Origin of the sequence: Stappia sp. TSB10P1A (assembly GCF_900185725.1) — a bacterium.
Lineage (GTDB): Bacteria > Pseudomonadota > Alphaproteobacteria > Rhizobiales > Stappiaceae > Stappia.
In genome coordinates, this window is sequence record NZ_FYAU01000018.1 from 152,940 (window position 1) to 169,505 (window position 16,566).

The following is a 16,566-nucleotide window of genomic DNA, read 5'->3' on the forward strand; positions in this document are numbered from 1 at the left end:
TGCAGCCCTCCGCTTTCGGGCTATTGAGAGGGGCGGCCTTCCCTCCCGCGCCGCACCTGCCCCCGGACATCATGAATACCGTCCCGCTCATCATCGCCTTTGCGTTCTTCATGGAGATGATGGATTCCACCGTCATCGCCACGTCGCTGCCGGTGATCGCCGCGGATCTGGGCACCAGCCCGATCGCGCTGAAACTGGCGCTGACCTCCTATCTGGTGGCGCTCGGCATCTTCATCCCGGTCAGCGGCTGGATGGCCGACACGTTCGGCGCCAAGCGCGTCTTCCGCTGGGCGATCGTCGTCTTCGTCATCGGTTCGCTCGCCTGCGCCTTCTCCGACTCGCTGCTGACCTTCGTGCTGTCGCGCTTCCTGCAGGGCATGGGCGGCTCGATGATGGTGCCGGTCGGCCGCCTCATCCTGGTCAGGACCTTCCAGAAGAAGGACCTGCTGCATGCGATGACCCTGATGACGATCCCCGGGCTGATCGGCCCGATGGCCGGGCCGCCGATCGGCGGGTTTCTCACCACCTATCTGTCCTGGCACTGGATCTTCATCATCAACGTGCCGATCGGGCTCGCCGGCATCTGGCTCTGCGGGATCTACCTGCCGGAGATCCCGCGGCGCGAGACCTCGCGGCTCGACTGGACCGGCTTCCTGCTGACGGGCACGGCGGCGGCCGGCATCGTCTTCGGCCTGTCGGTGATCAGCCTGCCGGCGCTGCCGCCGGCCGTCGGCCTTGTGACCACCGTCGTTGGCCTTGCTGCCCTTGCCGCCTATCTCGCCCATGCCCGCAGGCGGGACAACCCGATCCTCGATCCCGCGCTGCTGCGCAACCGCGCCTTCGGCCTGACCCTGATCGGCACCAACATCTTCCGCATCTCGTCGGGCTCGATGCCCTTCCTGATGCCGCTGATGCTGCAGACGGGCTTTGGCTACAATGCCTTCCAGTCCGGCCTCATCACCTTCACCGGGGCCTTTGGCGCCATCTCGATGAAGTTCATCGTCAAGCGGGCGCTCGCCGCGCTCGGCTTCCGCACGGCGATGGTGATCGCCTCGCTCGGCGGCGCGCTGCTGTCCTTCGCCATGGCCGGCTTCGCGCCGGGAACCCCGGTGTGGATCTTCGTGCTGGTGCTCTATGGCGCCGGCCTGACCCGCTCGTTCCTGTTCACCGCCTCCAACGGGCTGATGTTCACCAGCGTCGACGACGGCGAGGCGAGCCAGGCGACGGCGCTCAGTTCGGTGTTCCAGCAGGTCTCGCTGGCGCTGGGCGTGGCGCTGGCCGGCTTCGTGCTGGAGGCGACGGGCTGGGTCACCGGCGATGCGCTCGGCCTCGTCAACTTCCACATCGCCTTCGCGGTGGCGGGGGCGCTGGCGCTGGTCTCCCTGCCGATCTTCGCCGTTCTGCCGGCGACCGCCGGGCAGGAGGCCTCCGGCCACCGGCTGCGCGAGTTGTCCTGAGCGGCGGCCGGCGGCGCGCTTTCACGCGCCCGGCATTTGGCGTTCAATCGCTGTTGATTTGCCGCGAAGGAGCGCGCGCGCTAGGTCAATTGGAGGCCGGACGGACAATACGGGCTGGGCGATACGGGCTGGGCGAAACGGGCTGGAAGAGGACGGGTCACGATGAACATCATCCGCAGACGGAGCTGGGAGTTGCCCGAGCGCGAGGCGACGCCGGAGGCCGTGTTTTTCAACCGCCGCGCGGTGCTGGCCGGGCTTGGCATTGCCGGAGCTTCGATGGCCGGGGCGGGCCTGCCGAGGCCGGCTTTCGCGGAGGAGGACCCCAATGCCGGGCTCTATCCGGCGCCGCGCAACGAGGCCTACACGCTCGACCGCGAGATCACCCCGGAAAAGGTCACCTCGATCTATAACAATTTCTACGAGTTCGGCTCGCACAAGCAGATCGCCTCCGCCGCGCAGGCGCTGAAGATCCGCCCCTGGGAGGTGAAGATCGACGGGCTTTGCGACAATCCGCAGGTGCTGGATTTCGACGAGCTGATGCAGAAGGTCTCGCTGGAGGAGCGGCTCTATCGCTTCCGCTGCGTCGAAGCCTGGGCGATGGCGGTGCCGTGGGCCGGCTTCCCGCTCGCCGAACTGGTGCGTCTCGCCTCGCCGAAGGCGGAGGCGAAATACCTGCGCATGGAGACCTTCCTCGACCCCGACACCGCCGGCGGCCAGCGGGCGTCCTGGTATCCCTGGCCCTATGTGGAGGGGGTGACCCTGGCCGAGGCGACCAACGAGCTCGCCTTCCTGGTCACCGGTGTCTACGGCAAGCCGCTCGCCAAGCAGTATGGCGCGCCGCTGCGCCTTGCCCTGCCGTGGAAATACGGCTTCAAGTCGATCAAGTCGATCGTCCGCTTCTCCTTCGTCGAGGAGCGGCCGGTGAGCTTCTGGGAGGAGGTGCAGGCGAGCGAGTACGGCTTCTGGGCCAACGTCAACCCGGAGGTGTCGCATCCGCGCTGGAGCCAGGCGCGCGAGCAGTTGCTGCCGACCGGCGAGCAGGTGCCGACCCAGCTCTTCAACGGCTATGGCGAGCAGGTCGCCCATCTCTACAAGGATCTGGAGGGCGAGAAGCTCTACATGTGAGGGGTGCGCTTCCGGCTTCCCCCGCCCCAACGCCCGAGAGGCCCGGTGCCCTGCGCCGGGCCTTTTTGCGTGCTGGCCATCGGGGCAAAAAAAATGCCGGGTCCGAAGACCCGGCAGTTATTTGATTTTGCCACATCGTGGCGAAATCACCTTCCAGAGGGGAACAGCTGGTCGCATCACACGTCGCTGGGAGGAGGTAGCGACGAAGCAGACCAACAGCCTGTTGCTTATATGCAGTGCACAACGCGCCTATGCAAGAAGCACGCGTGCAGATCTGCTATGCAAATTCGTCATGGCTCAGCCATCTGCCTGCGAAATTCGGAGAAATCGGCGGATTTCCTGCCTGCGCCGGAGGCGTTATGCCCGCCCTCTCGGCACTGTGCTAGTCTGCCGCAGTGCGACAGGGTCAAATACGGATGAGGCCACGGCTGCCGACTGCCTTTCGGTCAGGCAGCGCCGTGCCTGCATCCCATGCAGGCAGCAAGGGGCGCGTGATGAGATCCGGCTTGCGATACCGGCGGCGGCGCGCCCGCCTCTCCCCGATGGGCGGCGGGGCTGGCGGCGGGGCGGCCTCAATAGGTCCAGCGCTCGGCCTTGGCCAGCAGGAAGTCGCGGAACACGGCGATGCGCGCGGTGTTCTTCAGCTCGGACGGGTAGACGAAATAGGTGTCGAAGCTCGGCACTTCCGCCTCGGGCAGAAGCTGCACGAGGCCGGAACTGTCCTCGTTGATATAGTCCGGCAGCATGGCGATGCCGATGCCGCGCTGGACGGCGCGCTTGATCGCCACCACGTTGTTGACCCGCAGCACGCAGCGGCGGGACTCGCCCGGCGGCAGACCGGCGGTTTCCAGCCAGTTCATGTCGCGCAGATAGGGCGGAGCGTGCTCGCCGAAGGTGACGATCCGGTGGCCGTCGAGGGCGGCGACGGACTTCGGCGCACCAAAGCGCTGGATGTAGCTCGGCGCCGCATAGACGTGGAAATGCACGGTGAACAGCTTGCGCTGGATCAGGTCCGGCTGGGTCGGCTGGCGCAGGCGGATCGCCACGTCCGCCTCGCGCATGCCGAGGTCGAGCTCGTCGTCGTCGAAGATCAGCCTCAGGTCCATCTCCGGATAGAGGTCGATGAACTCGTTGAGCCGCTGAGTCAGCCAGGTCGAGCCGAGACCGACGGTGGTGGTGATCCTCAGCGCGCCGCTCGGCTTCTCGCGGCTGTCGGTCAGCCGGGCCTGCGCCGCCTCCAGCTTCATGAACACCTCGCGGGCGGTGCGGTAGAGCACCTCGCCCTGCTCGGTCAGCAGCAGGCCGCGCGCATGCCGGTGGAACAGCGGCACCTTCAGGTCGTGCTCCAGCGCGCTGACCTGCCGGCTGACCGCCGACTGGCTCATGTTCAGCATGTCGCCGGCATGTGTGAAGCTGCCGGCCTGCGCCGCCGCGTGGAAAATCCTCAGCTTGTCCCAGTCAAGCGGCACGACACCCTCTGTCTGTTCTCGTCAGTTCCCGCGATTTCGGCCGAAGCCTCCCGGCAGACAGCCTATTCGGCGGCCTGCACTTCCGCAATCTCATGTTCGGCCAGAAACCGCTCGCATTCGAGCGCGGCCATGCAGCCCATGCCGGCCGCCGTCACCGCCTGGCGGTAGATCTCGTCGGTGACGTCGCCGGCGGCGAACACGCCGGGGATCGAGGTCGCCGTGCTGTCCGGCGCGGTCCAGATATAGCCCGACGGCTTCATCTTCACCTGGTCCTTGAACAGCTCCGCCGCCGGGGCATGGCCGATGGCGACGAAGAAGCCGTCGGCGGGAATGTCGCGGGTCTCGCCCGTGTGGATGTTGCGGATGCGCGCGCCGGTCACCGCCTTCGGCATGCCGCCGCCGAGCACTTCCTCGACGACGCTGTCCCAGATCACCTCGATCTTGTCGTTGCGGGCCAGCCGCTCCTGCAGGATCCGCTCGGCGCGGAAGGAATCGCGCCGGTGCACCACGGTCACCTTGGAGGCGAGATTGGCGAGATACAGCGCCTCCTCCACGGCGGTGTTGCCGCCGCCGACCACGACCACCTCCTTGCCGCGATAGAAGAAGCCGTCGCAGGTGGCGCAGGCCGACACGCCGGCGCCCATGAACTCCTGCTCGGTCGCAATGCCCAGCCACTTGGCCTGCGCGCCGGTGGCGATCACCAGGGCGTCGCAGGTATAGGTGATGCCGCTGTCGCCGGTCAGGCGGAACGGGCGCACCGAAAGGTCGGCCGACAGAATGGTGTCGTAAACGATTGTCGTGCCGACATTTTCCGCCTGCTTGCGCATCTCCTCCATCAGCCAGGGACCCTGGATCGGGTCGGCGAAGCCGGGGTAGTTCTCCACCTCGGTGGTGATGGTGAGCTGGCCGCCCGGCTGGATGCCGGTGATCAGCACCGGCTCCAGCATGGCGCGGGCCGCATAGACGGCGGCGGTGTAGCCGGCCGGACCGGAGCCGATGATCAGGAGTCTGTGGTGCTGTTCGGCCATCGCCTCGTCCTTGCCTGTTGTGCCCGGGTGCCTGTCAGCCGGACGCGAGAGCGGCGCGATGCACCGCGAATCGCCGTCGGATCGCCTCGGCGATCACCGGGGTGGAATCGATCGGCTCACAGGTAGTCACTTTAAGCGGTCCGGGAAAGGGGTGCACGGCGTTCCTTGCCGAAACCGCCCCCAGAAACGCATCGAATTTGCGGTGTCCCCCGCTCGGATGGAAAACATGTACTGCCCGCCCGCTCGCCAGCGCCTCGCCGACCATGTTGGCGCTGTCCGCCGTCACCACCACGGCGTCGGCATTGGCGAGATAATCGAGCATCGGGTTGTCTCCGAGCCCGTCCCACATCAGGTGCGGGCCGTTTTGTGCCAGTCCGGCAAGCGCTTGCGCCAGGGTCGGTGGCGTGCGGCGGGAGGCGGTGATCATCAGCCCGGCGCCGTCGCCTGCGAGCTGTGCCAGCCCGGCGACGAGGCGGGCGATGTCTTCCTCCGTGAAACGGTGGTTGCGGCTGTCGCCGCCGATCAGCACGGCAACGCGCGGGCGCGGCAGGGCGGCGATCTCAAGCCGAGGCGCGGCGCGTGCGGCATCAAGCCGCGCCTGCGAGAACCGGTGCGGACCGCTTGCCGTCGCGATCACGTTGTCGCCACGCAAACTGTCGTGCTCGGGCACCCAGATCAGGTCCGCCGCCTTCGCGCCGGTGCGCGGGTCCTTCAGGAGCACGGTGAAGGTGCGCCCAAAGCTGTCGCGCTTGATGCGGGCAAGATAGGAGACGGCGCGCCGGCCCGAGGCGATGACGAGATCGGGAAAGGGCGGGGCGATGGGGCTGCCGGGGCGCAAGGGCGCCTCGCGCGGGTCGATCAGGTCGAAGCGCGGCATGATCCACGACCAGGGCGCGCGCGGCGCCACCCGGCGGCGCTCGGCCTCGATCCCCAGCGCCTCGGCCACGGCGAGGCACTGGGTCTCGTCGCCGGCCTTGCCGTCGGTCAGCACCCATGCGGTGGCCGGTTCCTGTGCGGTTCTGCTTTCCGGATATTTCTTCGTCATGACCTGTGTTGATATAGTATTGCAGATTTCGGCAAAGAATCATAAGTGCCCGGATGACCAGGAGGCGCGATCTGTCGGCCCCGATATGCGTCGCGCGACGCGCCCCTTGCCCGTCCGGCCGGCCCTCCCGCCTGCCGGCGGCGGGGTGGCGGCTTGCGCGGTCGCCGCACTCGGCGAAGGGGCGACGACATGTCTGTGCCAGCGATTTGTGAAGGAGACCAGCGTGAAAATTCGCCTCGACGCGATTGATTGGCACATTCTGAAAGAGCTGCAGGCGGATGGCCGCATCACCAATGTGGAGCTGGCGCGGCGCGTCGGCATTTCCGCCCCGCCGTGCCTGCGCCGCGTGCGGGCGCTGGAACAGGCCGGGCTGATCACCGGCTACCGCACCTTGCTGGACGAGAAGCAGCTCGGCTACGACGTCACCGCCTTCGCCATGGTCGGCCTGCATTCGCAGACCGAAAGCGATCTCAACGCCTTCGAGGCGAAGGTCCGGAGCTGGCCCGAGGTGCGCGAAAGCTACATGCTGTCCGGCGAGGTCGATTTCCTGCTGAAATGCGTGGTGCCGGACCTGCAGGCGTTCCAGAACTTCATCATTCGCGAACTCACCGCCACGCCCAATGTCGACAGCGTCCGCACAGCCCTCACCATCCGCCAGACCAAGAACGAACCCGTGGTGCCGGTGAAGGAGTGAGGCACCTGTTTCTGATTGTGATAGGGTTTTGTCTTACGTTACGGTAGATTCGTAGTGTTCGAGGCGAAATCATACATATGCGATGGACCCGAAGAAGGCCTCACCCTCGCCACCTTGCAGGCGGTCGTGTTACACATGTGAAGGCTTGTTGGATTTTGATCTCGGATTCTTCCGAGCCGAAGAAGAGTAGTTATCGTCACGAATGTCCGGCGTGTGGAGCCTCGATCATTAGTGTCCATATGCCAAAAGGCGGGTGGGTGCATTTTGAGGGGTCGAAAGATCTTGCGAAGGTCAAGCATCCCTGTCTTCACCAAGGAGAAGGGCTCAGCAAGCGAAGGGACGAAGATACTCCCGATTTATTTGATGAGGGAGATTTATTATGAAGAGATATCGTAATTTGAGTGGTGAATCTGGAATTATTTCATATGACTATGCGGATGATCGTATAATTGTTAAATTTCATGATGGTCATGAGTATATTTATACATATGCTAGCGCTGGGCGCCATCATGTAGAGGCGATGAAGCGTTTGGCAGATCGCGGAAGTGGACTGAATTCTTATATAAACAAAAATGTTAGAACGAAATACGCGGAGAAAAGATAGCGCCTTCGGGGCAAATGATACGCTGGATTCCGGATCTGGCCATGCGGCTGCACCGTAGGCCGTCCGGAATGACGGGAGCGTGTGGGCGGCGCGCGTCCCTCTCACGCCTGCCGGGGGTGCCAATGGTTCCCGGCTCGCGCTTCGCTTGGCCGGGACGACGGCCGAGGGGGAGGCGGGCTCGGCGGCCTCTCGGTGGTCGCTCGGCATCGTTGCTTGGCAGCCTTGTTCGACATCCTTGGTCGACAGGCGGCGGCCGGCGAGGCGTGAGCGGAGCGGCGGATGGCTGGTGACGCGTAGTCTTGCCACCCTCTCCATCGTCCCCCCGGACGCAGGCGAAGCCGGAGATCCGGGGTCCATTCGTTCCCAGAGCGGCCGTGATGGCTGCGAGCCTGCCGGCGTGATCCCGCCGCAGCCCTTCAATCGTCGTTCTCACGCTCAGCCCCCGCGGGCGCCCTCCCGGACGGCGCATCGCGCCGAGCCGGGATCGGAGAGCCGAGGGCGCCGGTGATCGGCCTTGGTAAAAGCGGCAAGCGCCGTGGCTCGCCGGTTCCGGGTCGCGGCTGCGCCTTGCCCGGAATGACGAAGAGAGAGGGCGGTGCCAGGGGCGGCGGAAAAGCGGCCGCGAGCCGAAAAAATGGTTGCCCGCGATGACGTGGGCGACGCGCAGCCTGCCGTCTCACGCCTGCTGAGGTTGCCTCTGGATCCCGGCTCGCGCTTCGCTTGGCCGGGACGACGGCCGAGGGGGAGGCGGGCTCGGCGGCCTCTCGGGTGGTGGCTCGGCATTGTTGCTCGACATCCTTGCTCGGCAACCTTGTTCGAGAGGGCGTCGGCTGGCGAGGCGCGAGCGGAGCGGCGGACGCCTGGTGACGCGTGGCCTGACCTCCTCTCCATCGTCCCCCCGGACGCAGGCGCAGCCGGAGATCCGGGGTCCATTCGTTCCCAGAGCGGCCGTGATGGCTGCGAGGCCGCCGGCGTGATCCCGCCGCAGCCCTTCAATCGTCGTTCTCACGCTCAGCCCCCGCGGGCGTCCTCCCGGACGGCGCATCGCGCCGAGCCGGGATCGGAGAGCCGAGGGCGTCGGTGGCGGGCTCGGCAGGGCGGCAAGCGCCGTGGCTCGCCGGTTCCGGGTCGCGGCTGCGCCTTGCCCGGAATGACGAAGGAGGGGCGGTGCCAGGGGGCGGCGGAAGAAGGGCGGTTCCCGGAGGCGCTGCAAGAAGGGGCGGCAGGACGGGACCGGTGGCGAGTGCTCTTTCCTCCCACGCCGGCCGGTTGTGTGCCGCCAGACGGCGGGCGACTTTCCGCCTGGCGATGCCGCCCGCCCCGGCGGCGTCCGGACGTCTGCCGGCGCAGGCGTGACAGCGGCAGGAGGGGGCGACGCCGTCCCGCCTCGTGCCGGCCGCCATCCGGCGGTTATCCCCGGCGGGGGCGCCGGCTCCAGGCCGCGCTCCGCTTGCCCGAGACGACGACGGGCGGGGGGACAAGGCGGGATGGGCGGAGGCGGCGCGGGCGGGGATAGCGGCAAAACGAGAGTGAGAGGCGAGTCTCGAGAATTTCGCGAAGCTGTTCGGGTTTTCGGTCTTAGGCATTTGAAATAATTGGCCTAATCGAGCTGCTTTGCGCGCGCAAATTTCGATAAGAATTTTGCAAAAATCGTTCTCGAAATCCGCGAAAATTGAGACGGCGGCCCCGAACGGGTCGGACGGCTCGTCCTGTCGGACACCCGGCGCGCCTGCATCGCGACCGGTTCCGGGATCGGCCATCGGCCGTGCGGCAAGCCGTCCGCAGGGGCGGGAGCGGGTGGCGAAGGCGCTTCCTGTCTCGGTTCCGGTCGCGCCAGGAAGGCGGCCGCAAGGGCGCGGGTTCCGGATTTATCCCCCAGGCGCTTTTTGCAAGGGGCCGGCGCCGCGTGACCGAAAGGAGGGGCCGTGCCGGAGGTGGCGGACGAGAGGCCGAGCACCGGAAGAAGGGCCGCCCGCGATGACGAGCGGGCGCACCTGCCGTCTCACGCCTGCCGGGGTTGCCAATGGATCCCGGCTCTGCGCTTCGCTTGGCCGGGACGACGGCCGAGGGGGAGGAGGGCTCGGCGGCCTTTCGGGCGGTGGCTCGGCATCCCTGCTCGGCATCCTTGCTCGACAGGGCGGCGGCTGGCGAGGCGCGAGCGGAGCGGTGGTTGAGCGAGCGCAAGGCCACGCCTCCCTCTCCGAGGTCACCCCGGACGCAGGCGCAGCCGGAGATCCGGGGTCCATTCGTTTCCAGAGCGGCTGCGATGGGGTTGCGAGGCCGCCGGCGTGATCCCGCCGCAGCCCTTCAATCGTCGTTCTCACGCTCAGCCCCCGCGGGCATCCTCCCGGACGGCGCATCGCGCCGAGCCGGGATCGGAGAGCCAAAGGGCGCCGGTGATCGGCCTTGGCAAAAGCCGCAAGCGCCGTGGCTCGCCGGTCCCGGTTCTGCGCTCCGCTTGACCGGGACGACGAAGAGAGAGGGCGGTGCGCGGAGGAGGCGGACGCTCAGTGAGCCAGCCGATGAGCTGATCAGCCAATCGGACAAACCACCGAGCCGCCGATCTGAAGAGCAGCCCGGCGGACAACCGGTCATGCGGACGAGCCGCGGATCAGACGAGCCGCGGATCAGACGAACTGCGGATCAGACGAACTGCGGTCGGCCGATCGGACAAACGGGCGATCAGCCGATCTGGCGGGCAGTCCGGCAGGCAACCGGTCATGCGGACAATCAGGAGATCAGGCGGCCAGAAGATCAGACAAACCACCGAACTGCGGATCAGCCGAACTGCCGGTCAGCCAAGCCACCGCTCCGCCGATCGGACAAACCACCGAACCGCCGATCGGACAGGGAGCCCGACCGGCAACCGGTGATGCGGCCGAGCCGCGGAACAGGCGAGCGCGGGACAGACGCGCGCGGATCAGGCGAACCGCGGATCAGCCGAGCCGCGGGACAGACGCGCGCGGATCAGTCGAGCCGCGGATCAGCCGAAGGTGACGTTGATGATCTCGTAGGCGCGGGCGCCGCCGGGCGCGGTGACCTCGACGCTGTCGCCGACGGCCTTGCCGATCAGCGCGCGGGCGATGGGCGAGGAGATTGAGATGCGGCCGAGCTTCACGTCCGCCTCGACATCGCCGACGATCATGTACTTCTTCTCTTCCTCGGTGTCCTCGTCGATGAGGGTGACCGTGGCGCCGAACTTGATCGTGTCGCCGGACAGCTTGGTGACGTCGATCACCTCGGCGCGGCCGAGCTTGTCCTCAAGCTCGCTGATGCGGCCCTCGTTGAGGCTCTGCTGTTCCTTGGCGGCGTGATACTCGGCGTTCTCCGACAGGTCGCCATGGGCGCGCGCCTCGGAGATCGCCTGGATGATGCGCGGCCGCTCTTCCGACATCCGCTGCTTCAGCTCCTTCTCGAGCATGGCATAGCCAGCGCTTGTCATCGGAACCTTTTCCATAGGTCTTCGACCCTTCTTCTTCGCGCCGCCCACAGACGTCGCGCGTCAAAAAAAATGACGCCCGGCAGGGCTTGGCCCGGCCGGAACGCTCACAAGACTCAGGTCCGGAGTCACTCGTGCCTGAACTCACTCAGACTCAGAGCCATTCAGACCCGGAGTTATACCCTCGTGATTTCAGGCCCTCGTGATTTCAGGCCTTCGTGAAGTAGGCCTGCAACGGAACCACTTCAAGGTTGCCCGAGGCATAGGCCTCGATCCCCTTTGCGGCCGCGATCGCACCAGCCAAGGTCGTGTAATACGGCACCTTGTGCAGCAGGGCCGCGCGGCGCAGCGACCTGCTGTCGGAGAGAGCCTGGGCGCCTTCGGTCGTGTTGAAGACGAGCTGGACTTCCCCGTTCTTGATAGCATCGACGATGTGCGGCCGGCCTTCAAGCACCTTGTTCACCTTGTCGCAGGAAATACCCTGCTTCTCCAGGAAGCTCTGGGTGCCGTGGGTGGCGATGATGCGGAAGCCGATGCGCGCCAGGCGGCGGATCGGATCGAGCACCCGCTCCTTGTCGGCATCGCGCACCGAGACGAAGACGGTGCCGCTGGTCGGCACGCGCGTGCCGGAGCCGAGCTGCGACTTGGCGAAGGCCACCTCGAACGTGCCGTTGAGGCCCATCACCTCGCCGGTGGAGCGCATCTCCGGGCCAAGCACCGTGTCGACGCCGGGGAAGCGGGCGAAGGGGAACACCGCCTCCTTGACCGCGACATGGTCGAGCGTCTCGCTCTTCAGGCCGAAGGAGGCGAGCGGCTCGCCGGCCATCACCCGCGCGGCGATCTTGGCGATCGGCACGCCGACGGTCTTGGCGACGAAGGGCACGGTGCGCGAGGCGCGCGGGTTGACCTCCAGCACGAAGATCTCGCCGTCCTTGATGGCGTATTGGACGTTCATCAGGCCGCCGACGGCCAGCGCCTTCGCCAGCACCTCGGTCTGGCGGGTGAGCTCGGCCACCATCTCCTCGGAGAGCGAATAGGGCGGCAGCGAGCAGGCGCTGTCGCCCGAGTGAATGCCGGCCTCCTCGATATGCTCCATGATGCCGCAGACGAAGACGTCCTTGCCGTCGGCGAGCGCGTCAACATCGACCTCGATGGCGCCGTCGAGATAGCGGTCGAACAGCAGCGGGTTCTTGCCGAGCACCGTGTTGATCTGGCCGGTCTTGTCGTTCGGATACTTGGCGCGCACGTCGGCCGGCACCAGCTCGGGCAGGGTGCCGAGCAGATAGGCGTTGAGCGCGTCCTCGTCGCGGATGATCTGCATGGCGCGGCCGCCGAGCACATAGGACGGGCGCACGACCAGCGGCAGGCCGAGCTCGGCGACGATCAGCCGGCTCTGCTCGACCGAATAGGCGATGCCGTTCTGCGGCTGCTTCAGGCCCTGGCGGTGCAGCAGCTTCTGGAAGCGGTCGCGGTCCTCGGCAAGGTCGATCATGTCCGGGGCGGTGCCGAGGATCGGCACGTCGGCCTCGACCAGGGCCTGGGCGAGCTTCAGCGGCGTCTGGCCGCCGAACTGGACGATGACGCCGTGCAGCGTGCCGTTGGTCTGCTCGGTGCGCAGGATCTCCAGCACGTCCTCGGCGGTCAGCGGCTCGAAATACAGCCGGTCCGAGGTGTCGTAGTCGGTGGAGACGGTCTCCGGGTTGCAGTTGACCATGATGGTCTCGAAGCCGGCATCCTGCAGCGCGAAGGCGGCATGGCAGCAGCAATAGTCGAACTCGATGCCCTGGCCGATCCGGTTCGGCCCGCCGCCGAGGATCACCACCTTCTTCCTGTCGCTCGGCCGCGCCTCGTCGGCGAGCTTGCCGGCAAACGGCGTCTCGTAGGTGGAGTACATATAGGCGGTCGGCGAGGCGAATTCGGCAGCGCAGGTGTCGATGCGCTTGTAGACCGGGTGCACGTCGAGCTTGCCGCGCAGCGCCTTGACGTCGGCCTCGTCGAGACCGGCGAGCGAGGCAAGGCGCGCATCGGAAAAGCCCATCGCCTTGAGGCCGCGCATGGCGACCGCAGTGTCCGGCAGGCCGTGGGCGCGCACCTTCTCCTCGGTGTCGACGATGGCCTTGAGCTGGCGCAGGAACCACGGGTCGATGTGGCAGGAGCGGTAGACCTGGTCGATGTCGGTGCCGAGGCGGAAGGCCTGGGCGCATTTGAGCAGGCGGTCCGGCGTCGGCGAGGCGAGCGCGGCGCGGATGGCGTTCTTGTCGTCGTTCTGGCCAAGGCCGGGGATCTCGACCTCGTCGAGGCCGGTGAGGCCGGTCTCCAGGCCCCGCAGCGCCTTCTGCAGGCTCTCGGCGAAGGTCCGGCCGATGGCCATGACCTCGCCGACCGACTTCATGGCGGTGGTCAGGGTCGGCTCGGCGCCGGGGAACTTCTCGAAGGCGAAGCGCGGGATCTTGGTGACGACATAGTCGATCGACGGCTCGAACGAGGCCGGGGTGGCGCCGCCGGTGATGTCGTTCTCGAGCTCGTCCAGCGTGTAGCCGATGGCGAGCTTCGCCGCGACCTTGGCGATCGGGAAGCCGGTCGCCTTGGAGGCGAGCGCGGAGGAGCGCGAGACGCGCGGGTTCATCTCGATGACGATGAGGCGGCCGTTCTGCGGATTGACCGCGAACTGGACGTTGGAGCCGCCGGTCTCGACGCCGATCTCGCGCAGCACCGCAAGGCTGGCGTCGCGCATGATCTGGTATTCCTTGTCGGTCAGCGTCAGCGCCGGCGCGACAGTGATGGAATCACCGGTATGCACGCCCATCGGGTCGATGTTCTCGATGGAGCAGATGATGATGCAGTTGTCCGCGCGGTCGCGGACCACCTCCATCTCGTATTCCTTCCAGCCGATCACCGATTCCTCGACCAGGACCTCGGTGGTCGGCGAGGCGTCGAGGCCGCGCTCGATGATGTCGAGATATTCCTCGCGGTTGTAGGCGATGCCGCCGCCGGTGCCGCCGAGGGTGAAGGAGGGGCGGATGATCGCCGGCAGGCCGATGTCGTCGAGCGCGTCGAGCGCTTCGCCCAGCGAATGGGCGAGACGCGAGCGCGGCGTCTCCAGGCCGATCTTCTCCATCGCCAGGCGGAACAGCTCGCGGTCCTCGGCCTTGTCGATGGCCTCGGCGGTGGCGCCGATCATCTCGACGCCGTATTTCTCCAGCACGCCCATCTTCTTCAGGGACAGGGCGCAGTTCAGCGCGGTCTGGCCGCCCATCGTCGGCAGCAGCGCGTCCGGGCGCTCCTTCTCGATGATCATGGCGACGATCTCGGGCGTGATCGGCTCGATATAGGTGGCATCGGCGAGATCCGGATCGGTCATGATCGTCGCCGGATTGGAGTTCACCAGGATGACCCGATAGCCTTCCTCGCGCAGCGCCTTGCAGGCCTGGGTTCCCGAGTAATCGAACTCGCAGGCCTGGCCGATGATGATCGGCCCGGCGCCGATGATCAGGATCGAGGAGATGTCTGTGCGTCTGGGCATACTGGGCTCGCGGCTGGCCTTCGCCGGCTCCCCCGCACGGGCGGGATCCGGTCGCTGGCGACTTGATGGGTGAAATCTACGGCTGAGCGCGCCTTATAGGCAAAAAGCGCGGGAGGCGAAACCCCATCCGCGCGATGTTTCCAGCTCCTGGCGCGGGGGCGTGCGGTCACGCGCCGACGGCCGGCTCGGAGGCGGGAGACGCCGCGGCGGACGAGGCGGGCGGAAGGGCGGCGCGAAGGGGGGCGCCGAGCGGCGCCGGAACCGGTGCGAGGCCGTCGAAATCGGCGATGCCGGCGGAGAGCGCAAAGCAGGCGAGGCGCACCGCCTTGGGGATCTCGACGGGACGGCCGTTGCGGTCGCCCTTCTCGTAATACTGGATCATCCGCTTCTTGAGGCCGAGCACCTCGGCGGCGTCCTTCTGCTTCAGCCCGAGCGACTTGCGCCACTTGCGGAACAGTTCGGGCGTCATCGAGGGAGCGGTCGGGGAGCGATCTTCGCGGGGGGGCGCCATGGGCCGTCTCGTCGGGTTCGCGTTGGTCTTGCGCCGGGTGTTGCGTTTCGAGTGTGGCGTTTCGAGCGTGGCGTTTGCGGTGGAAAACGCCGCGCCTGAAGCGCAACCTTTGCGCCCGACTTGATGTGACGCGGGCGCGCAAAAGTCAAACGGCAATCAGCGCGTTTACCCTGATCGGGACGCGTCCGACGCGAGCTTCCATAATCGCGATCGTTTCATATACTATCCGCGGCGGTCCGGCCCCCGGATCCTGCCCTACCGGCGCAGCCTGCCGGTCTCCCTGGACGGATCGTTGCCGAAATGCTGGTGAGATACGATGTGGCCGCCTCGGCGGATACGCTTCTCATTCATTCCCGCGCCCAGATCGGCCTTGCGGATTACTGCCGGCTGCGCGGCGTTCCCTTCGACGCGGTGCTGCGCGAGAGTGGACTGGACCGGGACCCCGTCAGCGCCTCGCTGGGCGGCTATATCAGCCTGCGCGCCCATAACAGCGCGCTGGAGACGGCGAGCCGGCTGGCCGGCGACGATACGTTCGGCCTCGGCTGGACCCGCTCGCTCGGCCCCGGACCGGAGGACACGGTGTCGCTGGCGCTGCGCCACGCCCCGGACTTCCGCACGGCGCTGGAGACCAGCGCCCGCTTCACGCGCATCGTCGTCGATGCCGCCGAGATCCGGGTCGAGTTCGACGGCGAGGAGGCGGAGGTCGCCTTCGGCTTCTCGCCGGAACTGGTGCGCTGCGACCAGTTGCACGACCGGGTGGCCAGCAAGGTGTTCACCCGGCTGATGCGCATCGGCGGCGGCACGGTGCAGCCGCTGGCGGTGCGCCTTGGGCGCGCGCGCCCGCTCAATGTCGGGCTGCACGACCTGTTCTACGGGGTGCCGGTGCGCTTCGGCGGGCCGCGCAACAGCCTGCGCTTCCGAATCGCCGGCGGACGCGGGGCCAATCCCTTGCGCGACGACGACCTGTTCGCCGCCCTGTGCGAATTGAACCGACGCCGGCTCGACGACCGGCGGCGGGCGGAGGACTTCGTGGCGATGGTCAACGATGCCATTGCCGAGCGGATCGCCGATCCGCTGCTGACGATCGCGGAAGTCGCCCGCGACATGGCGATCAGCGTCAGGGCGCTGCAGCGCCGGCTGGCCGAACGGGACACGAGCTTCCAGGCCCTGCATGACGGGGTGCGCCGCCGCATGGCCGCCGACTACCTGGCCCAGACCGAGCTGCCGATCTCCGAGATCGCCTTCCGGCTCGGCTTCTCGGCGGTGGGCAATTTCTCGCGGGCGGCGCGGCGCTGGTTCGGCCGGCCGCCGAGCGAGTGCCGGCGCGGCGCCCTGGTGGGCTGATCCGGCGGCATCTGCCGTAACGACACGGGCCAGGTCTTGGGAGAGGTCGCGGGGGCAGGCAGAACGCCCGCGGTGCGCGGGGCGAACCGCCCGCCGGCTCTGTCGTTTCACATATATACTTTCGTCCTAAAGGATCTCTTCTGGAGAAACGATTTTCCTGAATTTCGGATGCCGGTTTGTTTTCTTATGTCCTTCATTTGTATGACTTTGCATAATACCTGTTGTTGTAAAGATCAGCCCGATTATTCAGCAGGTATCGGATAGTGATATTACGTTTGTTGCCGTTGTGCCGGAGGGCAGGCTTTCTCGTGACCTCTTCGCCTGGAA

At 66.8% G+C, this 16,566-nt stretch carries 10 protein-coding genes; 4 read left to right on the forward strand and 6 right to left on the reverse strand.

The window, feature by feature from the left end:
* The first annotated feature begins 71 nt into the window (after window positions 1-71).
* Together TSB10P1A_RS07390 and msrP are read left to right on the forward strand one after the other, a co-directional pair.
* The gene (locus TSB10P1A_RS07390) at window positions 72-1,457 is read left to right on the forward strand and encodes a DHA2 family efflux MFS transporter permease subunit (RefSeq protein WP_186387263.1); all 1,386 of its coding nucleotides are present in this window, start codon (window positions 72-74) and stop codon (window positions 1,455-1,457) included.
* A gap of 162 nt (window positions 1,458-1,619) precedes the next feature.
* Window positions 1,620-2,582 (forward strand): protein-methionine-sulfoxide reductase catalytic subunit MsrP, encoded by a 963-nt coding sequence (gene msrP / locus TSB10P1A_RS07395; RefSeq protein WP_186387264.1) that lies wholly within the window; start codon window positions 1,620-1,622, stop codon window positions 2,580-2,582.
* Window positions 2,583-3,154: 572 nt separating this feature from the next.
* Here msrP and TSB10P1A_RS07400 read toward each other — a convergent pair.
* From TSB10P1A_RS07400 to TSB10P1A_RS07410, 3 genes are all read right to left on the reverse strand, one after another.
* On the reverse strand, window positions 3,155-4,051 hold the full coding sequence (locus TSB10P1A_RS07400) for a LysR family transcriptional regulator (RefSeq protein ID WP_186387265.1): 897 nt from the start codon (window positions 4,049-4,051) through the stop codon (window positions 3,155-3,157).
* A 62-nt stretch (window positions 4,052-4,113) separates the two neighbouring features.
* Window positions 4,114-5,079 (reverse strand): thioredoxin-disulfide reductase, encoded by a 966-nt coding sequence (gene trxB, locus TSB10P1A_RS07405; RefSeq protein ID WP_186387266.1) that lies wholly within the window; start codon window positions 5,077-5,079, stop codon window positions 4,114-4,116.
* A gap of 34 nt (window positions 5,080-5,113) precedes the next feature.
* Window positions 5,114-6,124 carry a mitochondrial fission ELM1 family protein gene (locus TSB10P1A_RS07410; protein WP_186387267.1) on the reverse strand — a complete coding sequence of 337 codons (1,011 nt, stop codon included), beginning with the start codon at window positions 6,122-6,124 and terminating at the stop codon, window positions 5,114-5,116.
* A gap of 223 nt (window positions 6,125-6,347) precedes the next feature.
* Between TSB10P1A_RS07410 and TSB10P1A_RS07415 the strand changes: the two genes are divergently transcribed.
* Window positions 6,348-6,818, forward strand: a complete 471-nt coding sequence (locus TSB10P1A_RS07415) for an Lrp/AsnC family transcriptional regulator (RefSeq protein WP_186387268.1) — start codon at window positions 6,348-6,350, stop codon at window positions 6,816-6,818.
* Between the two features lie 3,587 nt (window positions 6,819-10,405).
* Here TSB10P1A_RS07415 and greA read toward each other — a convergent pair.
* The 3 genes from greA to TSB10P1A_RS07430 all read right to left on the reverse strand — a co-directional run bounded on the left by greA (window position 10,406) and on the right by TSB10P1A_RS07430 (window position 14,895).
* Window positions 10,406-10,879: a transcription elongation factor GreA gene (greA, locus tag TSB10P1A_RS07420; RefSeq protein ID WP_186387269.1), complete on the reverse strand. Its 474-nt coding sequence runs from the start codon at window positions 10,877-10,879 to the stop codon at window positions 10,406-10,408.
* 190 nt (window positions 10,880-11,069) lie between these two features.
* Window positions 11,070-14,384: a carbamoyl-phosphate synthase large subunit gene (gene carB / locus TSB10P1A_RS07425; protein ID WP_186387270.1), complete on the reverse strand. Its 3,315-nt coding sequence runs from the start codon at window positions 14,382-14,384 to the stop codon at window positions 11,070-11,072.
* Between the two features lie 166 nt (window positions 14,385-14,550).
* Window positions 14,551-14,895: a helix-turn-helix transcriptional regulator gene (locus TSB10P1A_RS07430; RefSeq protein WP_244293022.1), complete on the reverse strand. Its 345-nt coding sequence runs from the start codon at window positions 14,893-14,895 to the stop codon at window positions 14,551-14,553.
* A 300-nt stretch (window positions 14,896-15,195) separates the two neighbouring features.
* On the opposite strand from TSB10P1A_RS07430, the gene TSB10P1A_RS07435 reads away from it, so the two are divergent.
* Window positions 15,196-16,239, forward strand: coding sequence for an AraC family transcriptional regulator (locus TSB10P1A_RS07435; protein ID WP_186387271.1), 1,044 nt, complete (start codon window positions 15,196-15,198; stop codon window positions 16,237-16,239).
* Window positions 16,240-16,566: the final 327 nt, after the last annotated feature.